Source organism: Catellatospora sp. IY07-71 (genome assembly GCF_018326265.1).
GTDB lineage: Bacteria > Actinomycetota > Actinomycetes > Mycobacteriales > Micromonosporaceae > Catellatospora.
Map to the genome: position 1 here is coordinate 863,566 of NZ_AP023360.1, position 15,243 is coordinate 878,808.

The 15,243-nt window shown below is 72.9% G+C and carries 15 protein-coding genes; 5 read left to right on the plus strand and 10 right to left on the minus strand.

The genetic code is table 11. The features are described 5' to 3' along the window. Positions 1 to 56: 56 nt before the first annotated feature. Positions 57 to 617, minus strand: coding sequence for an NADH-quinone oxidoreductase subunit C (locus CS0771_RS03955; protein WP_212839810.1), 561 nt, complete (start codon positions 615 to 617; stop codon positions 57 to 59). 163 nt (positions 618 to 780) lie between these two features. On the opposite strand from CS0771_RS03955, the gene CS0771_RS03960 reads away from it, so the two are divergent. Beyond that, positions 781 to 1,293 (plus strand): SigE family RNA polymerase sigma factor, encoded by a 513-nt coding sequence (locus CS0771_RS03960; RefSeq protein ID WP_244870586.1) that lies wholly within the window; start codon positions 781 to 783, stop codon positions 1,291 to 1,293. Next, a complete protein-coding gene (locus CS0771_RS03965; RefSeq protein WP_212839812.1) occupies positions 1,286 to 2,026 on the plus strand; it encodes a hypothetical protein in 741 nt (246 codons plus the stop codon). The genes CS0771_RS03960 and CS0771_RS03965 overlap by 8 nt, the downstream gene beginning before the upstream one ends. Before the next feature lie 4 nt (positions 2,027 to 2,030). Here CS0771_RS03965 and CS0771_RS03970 read toward each other — a convergent pair whose 3' ends face one another. Genes CS0771_RS03970 through CS0771_RS03985 form a run of 4 tightly spaced genes read right to left on the minus strand, consistent with a single transcriptional unit; the run spans position 2,031 to position 6,378 of the window. Next, entirely contained in the window at positions 2,031 to 3,338 is a 1,308-nt protein-coding gene (locus CS0771_RS03970; protein ID WP_212839813.1) for a DUF2252 domain-containing protein, read from the minus strand. Between the two features lie 48 nt (positions 3,339 to 3,386). Beyond that, entirely contained in the window at positions 3,387 to 3,908 is a 522-nt protein-coding gene (locus CS0771_RS03975) for an NADH-quinone oxidoreductase subunit B (protein ID WP_203741817.1), read from the minus strand. Between the two features lie 10 nt (positions 3,909 to 3,918). After that, entirely contained in the window at positions 3,919 to 4,944 is a 1,026-nt protein-coding gene (locus CS0771_RS03980) for a hypothetical protein (RefSeq protein ID WP_212839814.1), read from the minus strand. 48 nt (positions 4,945 to 4,992) lie between these two features. Continuing rightward, on the minus strand, positions 4,993 to 6,378 hold the full coding sequence (locus tag CS0771_RS03985) for an MFS transporter (protein ID WP_212839815.1): 1,386 nt from the start codon (positions 6,376 to 6,378) through the stop codon (positions 4,993 to 4,995). A gap of 28 nt (positions 6,379 to 6,406) precedes the next feature. On the opposite strand from CS0771_RS03985, the gene CS0771_RS03990 reads away from it, so the two are divergent. Beyond that, complete coding sequence (locus tag CS0771_RS03990; RefSeq protein WP_212839816.1) at positions 6,407 to 7,816, plus strand: gamma-glutamyltransferase; 1,410 nt, start codon at positions 6,407 to 6,409, stop codon at positions 7,814 to 7,816. 98 nt (positions 7,817 to 7,914) lie between these two features. On the opposite strand, the gene CS0771_RS03995 is transcribed toward CS0771_RS03990, so the two are convergent. Further along, positions 7,915 to 8,208, minus strand: a complete 294-nt coding sequence (locus CS0771_RS03995) for an MGMT family protein (protein WP_212839817.1) — start codon at positions 8,206 to 8,208, stop codon at positions 7,915 to 7,917. 131 nt (positions 8,209 to 8,339) lie between these two features. Between CS0771_RS03995 and proB the strand changes: the two genes are divergently transcribed. Continuing rightward, entirely contained in the window at positions 8,340 to 9,455 is a 1,116-nt protein-coding gene (gene proB, locus CS0771_RS04000; RefSeq protein WP_212839818.1) for a glutamate 5-kinase, read from the plus strand. Between the two features lie 68 nt (positions 9,456 to 9,523). Beyond that, positions 9,524 to 10,768: a glutamate-5-semialdehyde dehydrogenase gene (locus tag CS0771_RS04005; protein ID WP_212839819.1), complete on the plus strand. Its 1,245-nt coding sequence runs from the start codon at positions 9,524 to 9,526 to the stop codon at positions 10,766 to 10,768. 17 nt (positions 10,769 to 10,785) lie between these two features. On the opposite strand, the gene CS0771_RS04010 is transcribed toward CS0771_RS04005, so the two are convergent. The 4 genes from CS0771_RS04010 to CS0771_RS04025 all read right to left on the minus strand — a co-directional run bounded on the left by CS0771_RS04010 (position 10,786) and on the right by CS0771_RS04025 (position 15,223). Further along, on the minus strand, positions 10,786 to 11,646 hold the full coding sequence (locus tag CS0771_RS04010; protein ID WP_212839820.1) for a squalene--hopene cyclase: 861 nt from the start codon (positions 11,644 to 11,646) through the stop codon (positions 10,786 to 10,788). Positions 11,647 to 12,055: 409 nt separating this feature from the next. Beyond that, a complete protein-coding gene (gene moeZ / locus CS0771_RS04015; RefSeq protein ID WP_212839821.1) occupies positions 12,056 to 13,237 on the minus strand; it encodes an adenylyltransferase/sulfurtransferase MoeZ in 1,182 nt (393 codons plus the stop codon). A 169-nt stretch (positions 13,238 to 13,406) separates the two neighbouring features. After that, positions 13,407 to 14,309 (minus strand): DUF3152 domain-containing protein, encoded by a 903-nt coding sequence (locus CS0771_RS04020; RefSeq protein ID WP_212839822.1) that lies wholly within the window; start codon positions 14,307 to 14,309, stop codon positions 13,407 to 13,409. Further along, positions 14,309 to 15,223, minus strand: a complete 915-nt coding sequence (locus tag CS0771_RS04025; protein ID WP_212839823.1) for a DUF3152 domain-containing protein — start codon at positions 15,221 to 15,223, stop codon at positions 14,309 to 14,311. Before CS0771_RS04025 ends, CS0771_RS04020 begins: the two co-directional genes overlap by 1 nt. Positions 15,224 to 15,243 lie beyond the last annotated feature (20 nt).

The window sequence follows — 15,243 nt, forward strand, 5'->3', positions numbered from 1 at the left end:
GCTCCGCTGCGCGACGCCATGGCCACCGGCCGCCAAGATTCGCTCGCTGCGCTCGCTCATGACTGCGGCCCCCACTCCCCCGGCGCGGGCACGCCCGGCGGGCGGATCGCCTGGCGCTTCGAGCCGGTCTCCGACTCGCCCGGCTCCTTGGCCCCGGGCCACGGCTTGGCGACCCGGCTGGCCAGCACGAAGCTCTTGCGCAGCGGGTGGCCCTCGAACTCCGGCGGCAGCAGCAACGGCTCCAGCGGGCCGGGGAAGCCGATGCCGAACATCTCGTACGTCTCCCGCTCGTGCCAGGCCGCGCCGGGGTAGACCGCCACGGCCGACGGCAGCGACGCGCCCTCGGCAGGCACCCGGGTGCGCAGCAGCACGCCGTGCCGCTCGGTGGTGGACCACACGTGCGCCACCACGTCGTAGCCGGCGTCCAGCTCGTCCACGGCGGACAGCCAGTCGAAGAAGTCGCAGGACAGCCCGTCCCGCGCGGCGGTCAACGCCGCGACCCACTGCTCGGCGGGCACGTCCACGGTGGCGCGGGCGTACGCCCCACCGCCGGACACTCCCGCCTGGGCGCCCGCCACCAGCTCGCTCAGGCGCGCCCCGATCTCCTCCGGCGTCATGCCCGGCATCCTATGCCCGCGAGTGCCCGCCACGCCCCTGTCCGGCCGCGGCGGACGGCGGCGGACCGCCCGTGACCGTGCGGGCTGTGCTGCGCGGGCCAACGGCTCCGCCGGGTTTCGTTATGCTGCGGTCTCATCCCCTCTGGACCCTTCGGAGACGCCCGTGGCCGGACACCGCGATTTCGCGGAGTTCTACGCGGCCGCGTTCCACCCGCTGGCCACGCAGCTGTTCCTGCACACCGGGAGCGCCGCGGAGGCGCAGGACGTGGTGCAGGAGGCCATGTGCCGGGCCTACGACCGGTGGAGCAGCGTCGCCGAGCACGATGATCCGGTGGCCTGGGTGCGCCGCGTGGCGTGGAACCTGGCCACCAGCCGGTGGCGGCGGGTGCGCCGGGGGATCGAGCTGATCACCCGCGACCGGCTGGTTGAATCGACGCCGGGCCCCAATCCCGACCGCATCGCCATCGCGACCGCGCTGGCGACCCTGCCCGCCCGGCAGCGGCAGGCGGTCATCCTGCACTACCTCGAGGACCTGCCGATCGCCGAGATCGCGGCGCTCACCGGGGCCGCCGAGGGCACGGTCAAGTCGTGGCTGCACCGCGCGCGGCATACGCTGGCGTCCCGGCTCAGCGAGGCGCTACCGGCGGCGGAGGAGGAGGAGGTCGACCGTGTCTGAGCTCGACCCCGTCCGGGACGCCTTCGGCGACGCCCGCAGCAGCCTCAAGGGCGCCTTCGTCCCGGCGGGCGTGGACGCGGTGCTGGGCACCGTGCGCCGACGCCGGATCCGCCGCCGGGCCGGGGCCGTCGCGGTGATCGCGGCGTTCGCGGCGCTCGCCGTGGCGGTCCCGTGGGCCAATCGCAGCACGCCCCCGGCGGTGCCCGGTCCCAGCCCGAGCGCGTCGCCCAGTGAGCTGCCGCAGCCCGCGCCCACGCCGACCGCCGAGGAGATCGACGGTGCCGGCGCCGGGCCCAAGCCCACCTGCCGGGCGAAGCCGGAGGCGTATGTCGAGGGCGCGGGCGCGGCCGGGGACCACGAGGTCACCATGGGGCTGACCGACGCGTCGACGTTCTGCGCGGGCAGGAAGGTCAAGATCTTCTGGGCGTCGTACGCGTGCCAGGCCGACGGCACCCAGGACCTCGTCGAGCACGAGACGTTCCAGCTGACGCCCGGCGACCGGTCGGTGACCACCACGGTGCGCTGGCCCGCCGATCCGGAGAACCTGGGCGTCCGGGTCATCTACGTGGTCGGCGACCTGGCCGTGCTCTCGGAGATCCCGGTGGGCAAGCGGCAGCAGTATCCGTACTGGACCCGGGCCCGGGGCAGCGGCGCGTTCGCCAACCACACCATGGGCGACATGCGCTGCGGCCCGCCACCGTCGGCGACCCCGAGCGCGAGCCCGAGCGCCTGAGCGCTCACACGCCGGGGATCGCGCCGTTGCGGAACAGGTCCACGAAGAGCTGGTGGTCGGCGCGGGCCTGGGCGCCGTACGCGTGCGCGAACTCCACCAGGCCGCCGGTGAAGCCCTGCTCGTCACGGTCCAGCTCGGCGACGATCGCCTCCTCGGTGGAGAAGTCGACCAGGTCGTGGCTGGACTCGTCGTCGGCGACCGAGTGCATGCGGGCCACCGCCCGGCCCAGCTCCCGCACCACGCTGACCAGCTCGTCCGGCTCGTTCACGTCGGCCCAGTCCAGGTCCGCGGCGTAGGGCGACACCTCGGCGACGAGCTGGCCGACCCCGTCCAGCTCGGTGTAGCCCAGCCAGGCGTCCGCCGCGGCCTGCAGCGCCCGCTGCGATTCGGCGGTCCGGTGCCCCTGGTGCAGGAAGTAGCCGCGCACCCGGGCGTCGTCGATGTAGCGGGAGACCGCCGGGGTCTGCGCCTGCTTCATGTAGACCACCACGTCGTTCTCCAGCGCCTGGGTGTGGCCCTCCAGCAGCAGGCTGTACGACGGCAGGCCCGCCGAGCCGATGCCCACCCCCTTGCGCAGCACCACGTCCTTGATCGTGCGCTCGATGCCGCGGTGACCGGCGTGCGCGTGGTGCGGGTTGAGCGTGCCCAGGTAGCCCCGGAACGCCTCCTCGACGGTGGCGCGGGTGGCCGCGTCGATGCGGTACACCCCGTCGCGCTCGGCGAAGCGCCGCTCGTACCCGTCGATCACGGTGAGCCCGTCCAGCAGCTCCACCCGCGTGTTGAGCCGCGCCTGCTGGAGCACCCGGTGCAGCGGCCCGGTGGTGGTGGACAGGGTCAGCGAGCCGATCGCGTCGTCGCCGCCCTGCGCGATGGCTCGCAGCTCGGCCAGGTACGCCCCCGCGAAGCTGCGCACCAGGTGGCCGATCATGTGGTCGGACAGCGCCTTGCCGTAGCCGAGCAGCGCGATGCTGGCGCACAGCCGCCGCAGGTCCCACAGGAACGGGCCGACGTACGCCTCGTCGAAGTCGTTGACGTTGAAGACCAGCACCCCGTCGGCGTTCATGTAGGTGCCGAAGTTCTCCGCGTGCAGGTCGCCGTGGATCCACACCCGGCTGGTCGCCTCGGTGAGGAACGCGCCGTCGGCGTACTGCCCGGTCATGTCCGCGTAGAACAGCGCCGCGCTGCCGCGGTAGAACGCGAACGCGCTGGAGGCCATCTTGCGGAACTTGCGCCGGAACGCGGCCGGCTCGGCCGTCATCAGCGGCCCGAACTCGGTGACCAGCACGTCCAGGATCTGCTCGGAGCGCGTCATGGGTGGACGCTAACCCGCCTCCGCAACCGCACGCTGCGGAAACCGGACTCAGGCCGGCTTGTTCACCACCGGGGCCGACAGCGCCGCCGCGTCCGGGCGGTGCACGCCGCCGAAGCCGGACTTCTCCGCCGCGATCTTCTCCTGCAGGCGCAGGATGCCGTGCAGCAGCGCCTCGGGGCGGGGCGGGCAGCCGGGCACGTACACGTCCACCGGGATGATCTGGTCCACGCCCTTGGTCACCGAGTAGGAGTCCCAGTACGGCCCGCCGCAGTTGCTGCACGCGCCGAACGAGATGACGTACTTCGGCTCGGGCATCTGGTCGTAGAGGCGCTTGACCGCCGGGGCCATCTTGTCGGTGACCGTGCCGGACACCACCATCAGGTCGGCCTGGCGCGGCCCGTGCGCGAACGGGATGACGCCCAGCCGCATGAAGTCGTGCCGGCCCATGCTGCTGGCGATGAACTCGATCGCGCAGCAGGCCAGCCCGAAGTTGAACACCCACAGCGAGTAGCGCCGACCCCAGTTCAGCACGAACTTGATCGGGTCCGGGAGCGCCGACGGCAGGGCCATGCGAGCCAGCCTAGTCCGCCGAGGGCGGTGGAATGTAGCCCATCCAGGCGTCGACCTCCTGCTGCGTCAGGATCCGGTCCACCCGGACCTGCGCGGGGATCGGGAACCGCCGCCCCGGCCGCCAGTGCCGGCTGTACCGCGCCTCGTCCAGCACCAGCACCCGCGAGCCGCTCACCACCGCGATGTCGGCCGGACCGGCCTCGTTGCGCATGGTCGCGCCGGTGGCGTCGGTCAGGTGGAAGTAGTCGTCCACATGCTCCAGCTCGGTGCCGTCCGGCCCGTGCCGGAACGCGGCCACCCAGCGCTGGTCCGGCCGGTCGCCGGGCACCAGGCCCGCGCCCACCAGCACGTCGGCCAGCAGTGTCTGCAGCTGGAAGTTGTCGGCCACTCCGCTGACGTACACCATCGCGCCGCGCCCGGTGGGGCGGTGCAGCACCAGCAGGTGCTCGTCGACGATGCGCAGCGCCAGGATCAGCCGCAGGAAGGCGGGTGCGGCCGAGTGCAGCGGGTCCACCTGGGCGGTCCACGCGGCCCGGTCGCCGAGCTGTGCCCGCGCCTCGGGGTGGTGCAGGCAGGCCACCGCCGCCAGCGCCCAGTGCGGGGCGTCGCGCCAGGCCGCCAGCAGGGGCGTGGCCCGCTCGATGCCGACCGCGCCGGTCAGCACCGCGGTGGCGGCGGCCATGTCCAGCTGGTTGCGCTCCGGCAGCGGGCGGCCCCCGGCCGCCGCGAGCCATACGTCGATGAACGCGTGGGTGCCGGTCAGCGCGCTGCTCAGGCGCTCCAGCACGACGCGGGTCAGCGGGCCGGGCTGCCCGCCCAGCTCCACCAGCGCACCGGCGGCGGTCGCCGCGGTGGCCGCGACGAACGGCACCGGCGCCGCGCCGATCGCGGGCGCCAGGTGCGCCACGGCCGGGGTCAGCTCGTGCGGTGCCGCCTGCCGGGCCGCCTGCACCAGCGGCGCCACCGCGGCCAGGGCCGTGGTCGCGTCCCGGCCCAGGACGAGCTGGTGGAACTGCTGAACTCGTTGCGCGAACATCCGGCGTGCACCCTCCCCAACAGGCCTGATACGCGCACGCGGTGCTGGTCAGCGCGCGGGCGCGGGCTCCGGCAGCGGTGCGGACTCCGTGCTCGCCGGGTCCCCGCCGAGGTCGTACCCCCGCAGCAGCACCAGTGCGATGCCCACGATAAGGCCCGGCACCACGGTGAAGCCGAGCAGCACTCCCGTCTTCGCCAGATCGCTCTGCGCCACCGTCTCCCCCGCCGTGGTGGAGATGTAGCCGAACAGCTGGAGCACGATGCCGAAGATGAACGGGCCGAGCGCGAGGCCCAGCGCCTCGCCCGCGGTCCACACGCCGGTGAACACGCCCGCCTGGCGCTTACCGGTGCGCGCGGTGTCGTAGGCGATGCAGTCGGGCAGCATGGCCAGGCCGAACAGCTGCTGCCCGGCGTAGCCGAAGCCGATCACCGCGATGATCGCGTACACCGCGAAGTGGGGCAGCACCGGCGCGGCGGCCAGCGCGAACGTCGCCACGGTGAGCGTAATCGAGGCGATCACGTAGCCCTTCAGCTTGCCCAGCCGCTCGCCGACCCGGCGCCACACCGGCATCACGAACAGGGCCGGGCTGACCACGACCGCGAACAGCGCCGTGGTGGTGCTCGCGTCACCCAGCACGTGCTTGGCGAAGTACTCGACACCGCCGAGCATGCAGGCCACTCCGGTCGCCTGCACCACGAAGCAGGCCACCAGCACCCGGAACGGCCGGTTCGCGCCGACCACCTTCAGCTGGGCGCGCAGCGACGGCTCGCTGGCGGTGATGGTGCCGGTCGGGGCGGAGCGGGTGCTCACGAAGACGATCAGGGTGCCCGCCACCATGATCGCGGCGACGAACACCGCCATCCAGCGGTAACCGGGGATGCCGCCGCCGGCCGCGTCCCGGATGATCGGCGCCATCGCGCCGGAGACCAGGATCGAGGTGGCCAGCAGCGCCACCCGCCAGGTCATCAGCCGGGTCCGCTCGGACGGGGAGGAGGTCATCTCGGCGGGCATGGCCACGTACGGCACCTGGAAGAACGCGAATGCGGTGGCCGTGAGCAGGAACATCACCGCGACGTAGAGGCCGGCTGCGTCGTTGATCCCGAACGGAGCCGCGAACAGGCCCGCGAACAGGGTGGCCATGGCCAGACCGGCGAACAGCAGGTACGGCCGGCGGGCGCCCCAGCGGGTCTGGGTCCGGTCCGAGATCCGGCCCGCCAGCGGGTTGAGCATGACGTCCCAGGCCTTGGGCAGCAGCACCAGCAGGCCCGCCAGGCCCGCGGCGACGCCCAGGGTGTCGGTCAGGTACGGCAGCAGCAACAGCCCCGGCACGGTGCCGAACGCACCGGTGACCAGGGAGCCGAGCGAATATCCGACCCGCACGCGAGTGGGAAGCGCTTCGTCCGGGGCCTCCATCACCTCCACACTGGATGTCATGAGCGCGGATGGTACGGGAGGCAGTTGAATGCGGGTACCTGCCGGTGTGGCAGCAGGCCATCCGGCCACCGCCGAAGTAGGCCTTCGGGTACTGGAATCGGGCGGAACGGCCGCCGACGCGGGGGTCGCGGCGGTGCTCGCCGCCTGCGTCGCGGAGACCATCTTCACCGGCCTGGGCGGTGGCGGCTACGCCACCTACTTCGAAGCTTCGACAGGACGCGTGACCTGCCTCGACTTCTTCGTCGCGGCACCGGGGCTGGACGGTGATCGCAAGGCGGAGCCGATGACCCCGATCGCGGTGCGGTTCGGCGACGTCCCGCTGCCGTACGAGATCGGCGGGGCCTCCGTGGCGGTGCCCGGGGTGCCGGCCGGGTGTGGCGAGATTCACGCCCGCTGGGGCAGGCTGCCCTGGGCCGAGGTCGTCGCGCCCGCCGTCGAGCTGGCCCGCACCGGCACCGCCATGCCGCAGGCGCACGCCGTCACGCTGCCCGCGCTCGTCGAGGCCATGCTGCCCGGCGACGGCGGGCCCGCGTACGCCCCCGGCGGCCGGCTGCTGCGCGGCGGCGACCGGCTGCACCATCCCGGGCTCGCCGACGCGCTCGCGATCATCGCCGAGGAGGGCCCCGGCACCTGCTACACCGGCAAGATCGGCGCGTCGATCGTGGAGTCGGTGCGGGCCGACGGCGGCGCGCTCGGCCCGCTCGACCTGTCCGCGTACCGCGTCGCCGAACGCGAGGTCACCACCGCCCCGCTCGCCGGGCGTACCGTGCTCGGCCGCGCCGACCTCAACCGCACCGTGGAGACCCTCCGCGGCCTGCCCCCCGAGCTGCCCGGACTCTCCCACCCCGAACGCGCCGTGGTGCTCGCCAACGCCCTCGACGTGCGCGGCCCCGACGACCGGCTCGGCGACACCACCAACGTCACCGCCGTCGACCCGGCCGGCAACGCCTGCGTCATCACCACCACGCTCGGCCTCGGCTCCGGGGTGTGGCTGCCCGGCCTGGGCGTACACCTCAACTCCATGCTCGGCGAGGGCGAGCTCTACTCCGGCGACCTGCCCCCCGGCGAGCGCCTCGCCTCGATGATGTGCCCCCTGGTGGTGCTGGACCCCACCGGCGCACTGCACCTGGCGGTCGGCTCCGCGGGCGCCTCCCGCATCCGCTCCGCCCTCCTCACCACCCTGGTCGGCATCCTCATCGACGACCTGCCCACCTCGGACGCCGTATGCGCCCCCCGCCTCCACCCGGTGGACGACGTCGTCCACGTCGAACCCCACTACCCCCTCCCCGACGAGATGGCCCTCACCGAGGCGGGATACGCGGTCAACCGCTGGCCCACCCGCAGCCACTACTTCGGCGGCGTCTCCGCCATCGGCACCGCCGGCGCCGCCGGCGACCCCCGCCGCGGCGGCACCTCCCGCCTCCTGCCCACCCCTTGAACCGCGTTGATCATGAACTTGTGGACGTGTTCGACGGCGTGTCCCGACCCTGACACCGTGATCACCGCCAGACGGCGGGAGGCCGGCGGGCGGCGGGGTCAGTTGATGGCGGAGGGGGCGACGCGGTCGCCGCGGAAGGGGACGCCCTCGGCGGTGAGGCGGCGGCGGGCCTCGTTCTCGTGGCCGGGAGGCAGGCGGCCGCCCGCGCCGACGACGCGATGCCAGGGGACACCGCCGCCGTGGCGCGCCATGATCGTGCCGACCCGGCGGGCCGAGTTGCGCCCGGACTCGTCCGCCAAGGCGTCCGCGATCGCCCCGTAGGTCATCACCCGCCCGGATGGGATCCGCTCGACCATCCGCAGCACCGCTTCGGTGTACTCCTCCGGCGTCATGCGGCCACGCTAGTTGACCACGGCGCCAGGGTGGGGACACGCCGTCGAACACGTCCACAAGTTCATGATCAACCGCCTGAAGGGTGGGATGGCGCGGGGGCGGCGGGGGTGGGGGCGGGCAGAATGGGCGGATGCGTGCGGTAGTCACCCGGGCTCGGCGGGTGGTGGTGAAGGTGGGGTCGTCGTCGTTGACGACCGCTGCCGGGGGGTTGGATCCGGAGCGGCTGGCGGCGCTCGTGGGGGCGCTGTGTGCCGTGGGTGAGCGGGACGGGCAGCGGGAGGTCGTGCTGGTGTCGTCCGGGGCGATCGCGGCGGGGCTGGCTCCGCTGGGGTTGTCGAAGCGGCCGCGTGATCTGGCCACGCAGCAGGCGGCGGCCAGCGTGGGCCAGGGGCGGCTGATGCACGCGTACACCGAGGAGTTCAGCCGGCACGGCCGCACGGTCGGGCAGGTGCTGCTGACCGTGGACGACGTGACCCGGCGCAAGCACTACCGCAACGCGTACCGGACGCTGCGCAAGCTGCTGGACATGCGGGCCGTGCCGATCATCAACGAGAACGACACCGTCGCCACCGAGGAGATCCGGTTCGGCGACAACGACCGGCTGGCGGCGCTGGTCGCCGCGCTGGTCCAGGCGGACCTGCTGGTGCTGCTGTCGGACGTGGACGCCCTCTACACCGGGCACCCGTCCCAGCCGGACTCGCGCCGGGTCACCGAGGTGACCGACTTCGCGCAGCTCGCGAGCGTGTCGGTGAGCGGGGCGGGCAGCGCAGGAGTCGGCACCGGCGGCATGGTCACCAAGGTCGAGGCGGCCCGGATCGCGTCCGACGCGGGCATCCCGGTGGTGCTGACCGCCGCCCCCCTTGCGGCGGCCGCCCTGTCCGGCGACGACGTCGGCACGCTGTTCCATGCGGCGGGGGTACGCGCGACCGCCCGCCTGCACTGGCTCGCCCACGCCACCACGGCGCGCGGCCGCCTGCACCTCGACGAGGGCGCCGTGGCCGCCGTGGTGGGCCGCCGCGCCTCCCTGCTCCCGGCCGGCATCACCCGCGTCGACGGCGCCTTCACCGCCGGCGACCCGGTGGACCTGGTCGACGTCGCGGGCCGCGCGGTGGCCCGCGGCCTGGTCAACTACGACGCCCTGGAACTGCCCACCCTGCTCGGCCGCTCCACGATCGAGCTGGCCGCAACCTTGGGCCCCGCCTACGAGCGCGAGGTCATCCACCGCGACGACCTCGTGCTGCTGTAAGGAAGGGCACCTTCTTATCGTTTTCCGTAGAGGAAGGGCACCTTCCTAACCCTCGGAGAGGTTGAGACATGAGCGTCATCGAGCAGGCGACGCGGGCGCGCGAGGCGGCGACGGTGCTGGCCACGGCTTCCCGGAAGGCCAAGGACGCCGGGCTGCTGGCGATGGCCGACGCGCTCGCCGCGCGTACCCCCGAGATCCTGGAGGCCAACGCCCTGGATGTGGCGGCGGCCCGGGAGCAGGGGACGCCTGAGTCCACCGTGGACCGGCTCGCGCTGAACCCGGCCCGGCTGGCGGGGATGGCCGACGGGCTGCGCCAGATCGCGGGGCTGCCCGACCCGGTGGGCGAGGTGGTCCGCGGCGGCACGCTGCCCAACGGGCTGCAGGTGCGCCAGCTGCGCGTCCCGTTCGGCGTGGTCGGCATCATCTACGAGGCCCGGCCCAACGTGACCGCCGACGCCGCCGGGCTGACCCTGAAGTCGGGCAACGCGGTGCTGTTGCGCGGCTCGGGTTCGGCGGCCCGGTCCAACGCGGCGATCGTGACGGTGCTGCGCGACGCGCTGGCCGCGTCCGGCCTGCCCGCCGACGCGGTGCAGCTGGTCGACTCGGCCACCCGGGACACGGTCAAGGAGCTGATGCGCGCCCGCGGACTGGTCGACGTGCTGATCCCGCGTGGCGGCGCGTCGCTGATCCGCACCGTGGTCGAGGAGTCGTCGGTGCCGGTGATCGAGACCGGCGTCGGCAACTGCCACCTCTACGTCGACGAGACCGCCGACCTGGACATGGCGCTGACCATCCTACTGAACGCGAAGGTGCAGCGGCCGTCGGTGTGCAACGCGGCCGAGTCGCTGCTGGTGCACGCGGCGGTCGCGGACGCGTTCCTGCCCCGGGCGCTGGCCGCGCTGCGCGAGCAGGGCGTGACGGTGCACGGCTCGCCGGAGGTCGCCGCGTACGCCGACGACGTCGTGCCCGCCGTCGAGGCGGACTGGGGCACCGAGTACCTGGCACTGGAGCTGTCGGCACGCGTGGTGCCGTCGCTGGACGAGGCGGTCGCGCACATCCGCCGCCACGGCTCCGGGCACTCCGAGGCGATCATCACGGGCTCGCTGCAGGCCGCGAACCGGTTCACCGCGCAGGTGGACGCGGCCGCGGTGCTGGTGAACGCGTCGACCCGCTTCGTCGACGGCGGCGAGCTGGGCTTCGGCGCCGAGATCGGCATCTCCACCCAGAAGCTGCACGCCCGCGGCCCCATGGGCCTGCCCGAACTGACCAGCACCAAGTACGTCATCACCGGCGACGGCCACACCCGCGCCTGACCCGCGACCCGCCGAGGTCAGCCGAGGAGGCTGGCCTTGCCGGGGGGCGTGGTGGCCTCGTAGCAGGCGCGGATGACGTTCAGCGTGAGGTTCACGTCGAAGGTCTCGCCCTCCTCGGAGTCCCAGCCGCCGTCGGTGCGCTGGGTCTCCGCGAGGCGGCGCTTGGCCGCGATCATGGTCCAGTCGTCGCCGGACATGCCGACCCGGCGCATCGTGGCGGCCATCGCGGCGGCGTCGGCGGGCGCCATGGACGGCAGCCGCTCGCCGAGCACCGCCTGCATGCGCGCGGCCTCGTAGAACATGTCCTGCCGGTACATCACGGCCGCGCCGAGCCAGCCGGTGACCAGGTACGACGGCCAGGTGCCGTCGTCGTTGAGGCTGCTCTTGATGAACTCGGCGCCCCGGGTGGCGGCGTCGGCGTACGGGATCGGCGTGGGGTCGCCGTACGGCAGCGCGGAGCGCACGTCGAGGCCCATCACGGTGAGCCAGAACGTCGCGTTGGCGGTCAGGTACAGCGTGGCCTCGGGGTCGCCGGGCTGGGCCCACTCGGGCGCCTCGGCGGCCAGCTCCTTGGCCTCCTGCCAGCTGCCGTCGGCCGCCTGCCGCCCGGCGAGCCAGTCGAACGCGCGCTTGACGCCGGGCCGGGCGAGCGCACCGAGGTCGTCGAGCTGGGCGAGCCGGAAGCAGGTGATGTCCACGGAGGGCACCTTGCTGCGGGGGGTGGCGAACCAGCCGCCGCCGTCGGCCTGGCCGGACTCCGCCGCGGCGAGGATCTCCTCGGCGGGCGTCGCGCCGGTACGCAGGTACGACAGGCGCGCGCGATCGACCGGGTCGCCCTTCTTCACCACGAAACCGATAGCCGCGTCGAGATCCACCACGGTCATCGAGGGTACGGGTTCCGCTACCGTCCGGCCTCATCAGGTTGGCCAAGGTCAACAGTCTGGGAGGCTGAAATAGTTTCTGAACAACTTCTTTCGGACCCGTTCAGCGCCCTGCAAGCGGGACGTTTGGCCAATCGGGCCGAGACTGTCAGATATGGACAGTGGTCGAAGTCACATGACTGAATCCGAGAGATCTTCGTAACGCGCCAGCCCAGCGGGTGTTCAGGCGCCGGGCGGGCACCAAGATCGCAGTCTCGTGTCCAAACCTTGGGCCAGAGCACACCTTTCGACACGAGACAGCGATCTTGCCCACCCGCCCACCCGACTCAGCCAGACCGGGAGGCGGAAACGCCGAACGCCGGCCGGGGCGGACCCGGCCGGCGTTCGGCGTCTGCGCTGGGTTGGATCAGTAGCTGGGCAGGGACGGGTCCACCGTCTTCACCCAGGCAAGCACGCCGCCCTGCACGTGCACGGCGTCCTTGAACCCGGCCGCCTTCAGCGCGGCGAGCGCCTCGGCCGAGCGCACGCCCGACTTGCAGTGCAGCACGATCTGCTTGTCCTGCGGCAGCTTCGACAGCGCCTCGCCGGACAGGATGTCGCCCTTCGGGATCAGCACGCTGCCCGGGATGCGCACGATCTCGAACTCGGCGGGCTCGCGCACGTCCACGAGCAGGAAGTCCTTGTCGGCGTCCTGCCAGTCCTTCAGCTCCTTGGCGGTGATGGTCGCGTCGACCACCGCCTCCTGCGCCTCGACCGAGACCGCGCCGCAGAAGTCCTCGTAGTCCTCCAGCAGCTCGGTGACGCTCGGGTTCTCGCCGCAGAGCACGCAGGACGGGTCCTTGCGAACCTTGATCTTGCGGTACGACATCTCCAGGGCGTCGTACACCATCAGCTTGCCGACCAGCGGCTCGCCGATGCCGGCCAGCAGCTTGATGGCCTCGTTGACCTGGATCGAGCCGATGCTGGCGCACAGCACGCCGAGCACGCCGCCCTCGGCGCACGACGGGACCATGCCGGGCGGCGGCGGCTCGGGGTAGAGGCACCGGTAGCAGGGGCCGTGCTCGGCCCAGAAGACGCTGGCCTGGCCGTCGAACCGGTAGATCGAGCCCCACACGTACGGCTTGCCGAGCAGCACGGCGGCGTCGTTCACCAGGTAACGGGTGGCGAAGTTGTCCGTGCCGTCGACGATCAGGTCGTACTGGCCGAAGATCTCGAAGACGTTGTCCCGGTCCAGCGCGGTGTCGTGGATGACCACGTTCACCAGCGGGTTGATCTCCCGGATGCTGTTCGCGGCCGACTCGGCCTTCGGCCGCCCGATGTCGGACTGGCCGTGAATGATCTGGCGCTGCAGGTTCGACTCGTCGACGGTGTCGAACTCGACGATGCCCAGCGTGCCGACCCCGGCCGCGGCCAGGTACATCAGCGCGGGCGAGCCGAGCCCTCCGGCGCCGACGCACAGCACCTTGGCGTTCTTGAGCCGCTTCTGCCCGTCCATCCCGACGTCCGGGATGATCAGGTGGCGGCTGTAGCGGCGGACCTCGTCCACCGAGAGCGACTCGGCGGGCTCCACGAGCGGCGGCAACGACATGACCACATTCTCGCTCGCCAGGGTAGGGAATGCCATGATCTCCAACCCCGTGGGATGCGAATTGCATCACGGGCCGCATCGGGAATTTCGATCACGGTCCCGGGGTCGCGACACGCCGCCGACCACGTCCCTAAGTTCATGATCAACGGGGTAAGGCGCGGGGGAGGGGTCAGGGGATGGCGGGGCCGCGGTAGAGGGTGGGGGTGGCGGGGGCCTGGGGGTAGGGCCAGGGGTTGGGGGTGCAGCCTCGGCGGTCGGTGGACTGCTGTTGCATGACGGGGGCGGGCTGGCCTGCCGCGGGGCAGGCTTCGTGGCCGTAGCCGATCTGGTGGCCGAGTTCGTGGTTGAGGGCGAAGGCGCGGTAGTCGTCGAGGGGGGCGCCGTAGTCGGGGACGGCCTGCTGCCAGCGGTCCAGGTTGAGGATGAGCTGGCCGGGCAGGCGGCAGGAGTGGTAGCCCTCGGTGTGCAGGCCGCCCGCGGCGCACAGCTTCTGCGAGGTGCCCGCGGTGGCCAGGAAGACCGTGAAGTCGTAGGACCCCTTTTCGGCGACGCGCTGGAAGCGCAGCGTGCCGCCCGCGGTCCAGCCGCGCGGTTCGGTGAGGATGCGCTCCACCTCGGCGGCGAAGGCGGCCGGCTGCGGGCCGGCGCCCTTCTCCACGGCGATGCGGTAGCGCTTGAGGGTGCCCTTCGCGCCGAGGGTCTTGCCGGTGCCGGTGGCGTACGCGAACGAGCCGCTGCCCGCGGCCGGGGCGGAGCCCTCGGGGGCGGGGGTGCTCTCCTCGCGGGGCCGACCGGACGCGCCGGGTTCGGCGGCGGCCTCGGTCGGCGAGGTCTCGCCGGAGGCGGCGGGGGCGGCGGGGCCGTCGAGCAGCAGGCCCTCCGAGCCGCGGGCCAGGTCGATCCCGGCCAGCAGCACGATGACGCCGAGCGCGCCGAGCACGATGCGGCGGTTACGGCGGCGGCGTGCCTCGATCACGGCGCGGCGGCGGGCCCGGAAGCCGGGGCGGTCGCCGCCGGAGGCGCGGTCGCCGTGCTCGCGCCGCGGTTCGAACAGCTCCAGCTCGGTGCTCATCAGGCCACCGGCGGCCCGGTGTAGCGCTTGCCGTCCACGTACGGCCACGGGTTGGCCTTGCAGCCCTTGAGGCCGTACGTCTGCTGCTGCATGACCGGGGCGGGCTTGCCCTTGCCGGGGCAGCCCTCGTGGTTGCGGCCCAGCTCGTGGCCCACCTCGTGATTGATCACGTAGGTGCGGTAGATCGTCAGATCGATCTTGCCGTTGACGTAGTCGGGCACCGACAGCCGCCACCGGTTGAGGTTGATCACGACCCGGCCGGGCAGGCGGCAGGAGGTGTACGAGACGCCGTTCATGCGCGTGTCCATGCCGCCGGTGGCGCACATCCGGCGCGTGGTCTCGCCCGTGGCCAGGTAGACGGTGAAGTTGTACGACGACCCGCTGGGCACCCGCTGCAACCGGTACTGCCTGCCCGCGATCCAGCTGCGCGGGTCGCCCAGCGCCTGGTCGATCATCTCGGTGAAGGTGTCCAGCTCCTCGTCCGCGATGTTCTTCTCGGCCGCCACCCGGAACCGCCTGGTGCTGCCCGCGGTGCCCAGCACGTCGCCCTTGCCGGCGGCGTACGTCCAGGTGCCCGGTCCGGAGGCGGGGATGTCCCCGGGGATCTGGTAGACCGGCTCGGGGCTGGGCGACGGCGACGGCGCCGCCGAGGGCGACGGCTCGGCGCTGGGCTCCGCGCTCTCGGTCACCGGCGGCGTGGAGGCCACGCGGCTGGTCGGCACGGTCTCCTGCGGCGCGCCGCGCAGCAGGTCGATGCCGACGAGCAGGGCCGCGCCGAGCAGCACGAACGCCGCTGCCGTACGGCGGCGTCGCTGCCGGGCACGGGCACGGGCGAGCCGTCCGGACTCGACCCGGGACGACCGGACGGGGGCGTCCCGATCGGCTCGGCGCGTCGGTGCGGGGGCGGTGCGCATCGACACAGCCTGCCACATCC

Bases quoted from the DNA above. Each gene is read 5' to 3' on its own strand.
- CS0771_RS03955 (WP_212839810.1), bottom strand. From the start codon at position 617: ATGACGCCGGAGGAGATCGGGGCGCGCCTGAGCGAGCTGGTGGCGGGC.
- CS0771_RS03970 (WP_212839813.1), bottom strand. From the start codon at position 3,338: ATGACGCGCTCCGAGCAGATCCTGGACGTGCTGGTCACCGAGTTCGGG.
- CS0771_RS03975 (WP_203741817.1), bottom strand. From the start codon at position 3,908: ATGGCCCTGCCGTCGGCGCTCCCGGACCCGATCAAGTTCGTGCTGAAC.
- CS0771_RS03980 (WP_212839814.1), bottom strand. From the start codon at position 4,944: ATGTTCGCGCAACGAGTTCAGCAGTTCCACCAGCTCGTCCTGGGCCGG.
- CS0771_RS03985 (WP_212839815.1), bottom strand. From the start codon at position 6,378: ATGACATCCAGTGTGGAGGTGATGGAGGCCCCGGACGAAGCGCTTCCC.
- CS0771_RS03990 (WP_212839816.1), top strand. From the start codon at position 6,407: ATGCGGGTACCTGCCGGTGTGGCAGCAGGCCATCCGGCCACCGCCGAA.
- CS0771_RS03995 (WP_212839817.1), bottom strand. From the start codon at position 8,208: ATGACGCCGGAGGAGTACACCGAAGCGGTGCTGCGGATGGTCGAGCGG.
- proB (WP_212839818.1), top strand. From the start codon at position 8,340: ATGCGTGCGGTAGTCACCCGGGCTCGGCGGGTGGTGGTGAAGGTGGGG.
- CS0771_RS04005 (WP_212839819.1), top strand. From the start codon at position 9,524: ATGAGCGTCATCGAGCAGGCGACGCGGGCGCGCGAGGCGGCGACGGTG.
- moeZ (WP_212839821.1), bottom strand. From the start codon at position 13,237: ATGTCGTTGCCGCCGCTCGTGGAGCCCGCCGAGTCGCTCTCGGTGGAC.
- CS0771_RS04020 (WP_212839822.1), bottom strand. From the start codon at position 14,309: ATGAGCACCGAGCTGGAGCTGTTCGAACCGCGGCGCGAGCACGGCGAC.
- CS0771_RS04025 (WP_212839823.1), bottom strand. From the start codon at position 15,223: ATGCGCACCGCCCCCGCACCGACGCGCCGAGCCGATCGGGACGCCCCC.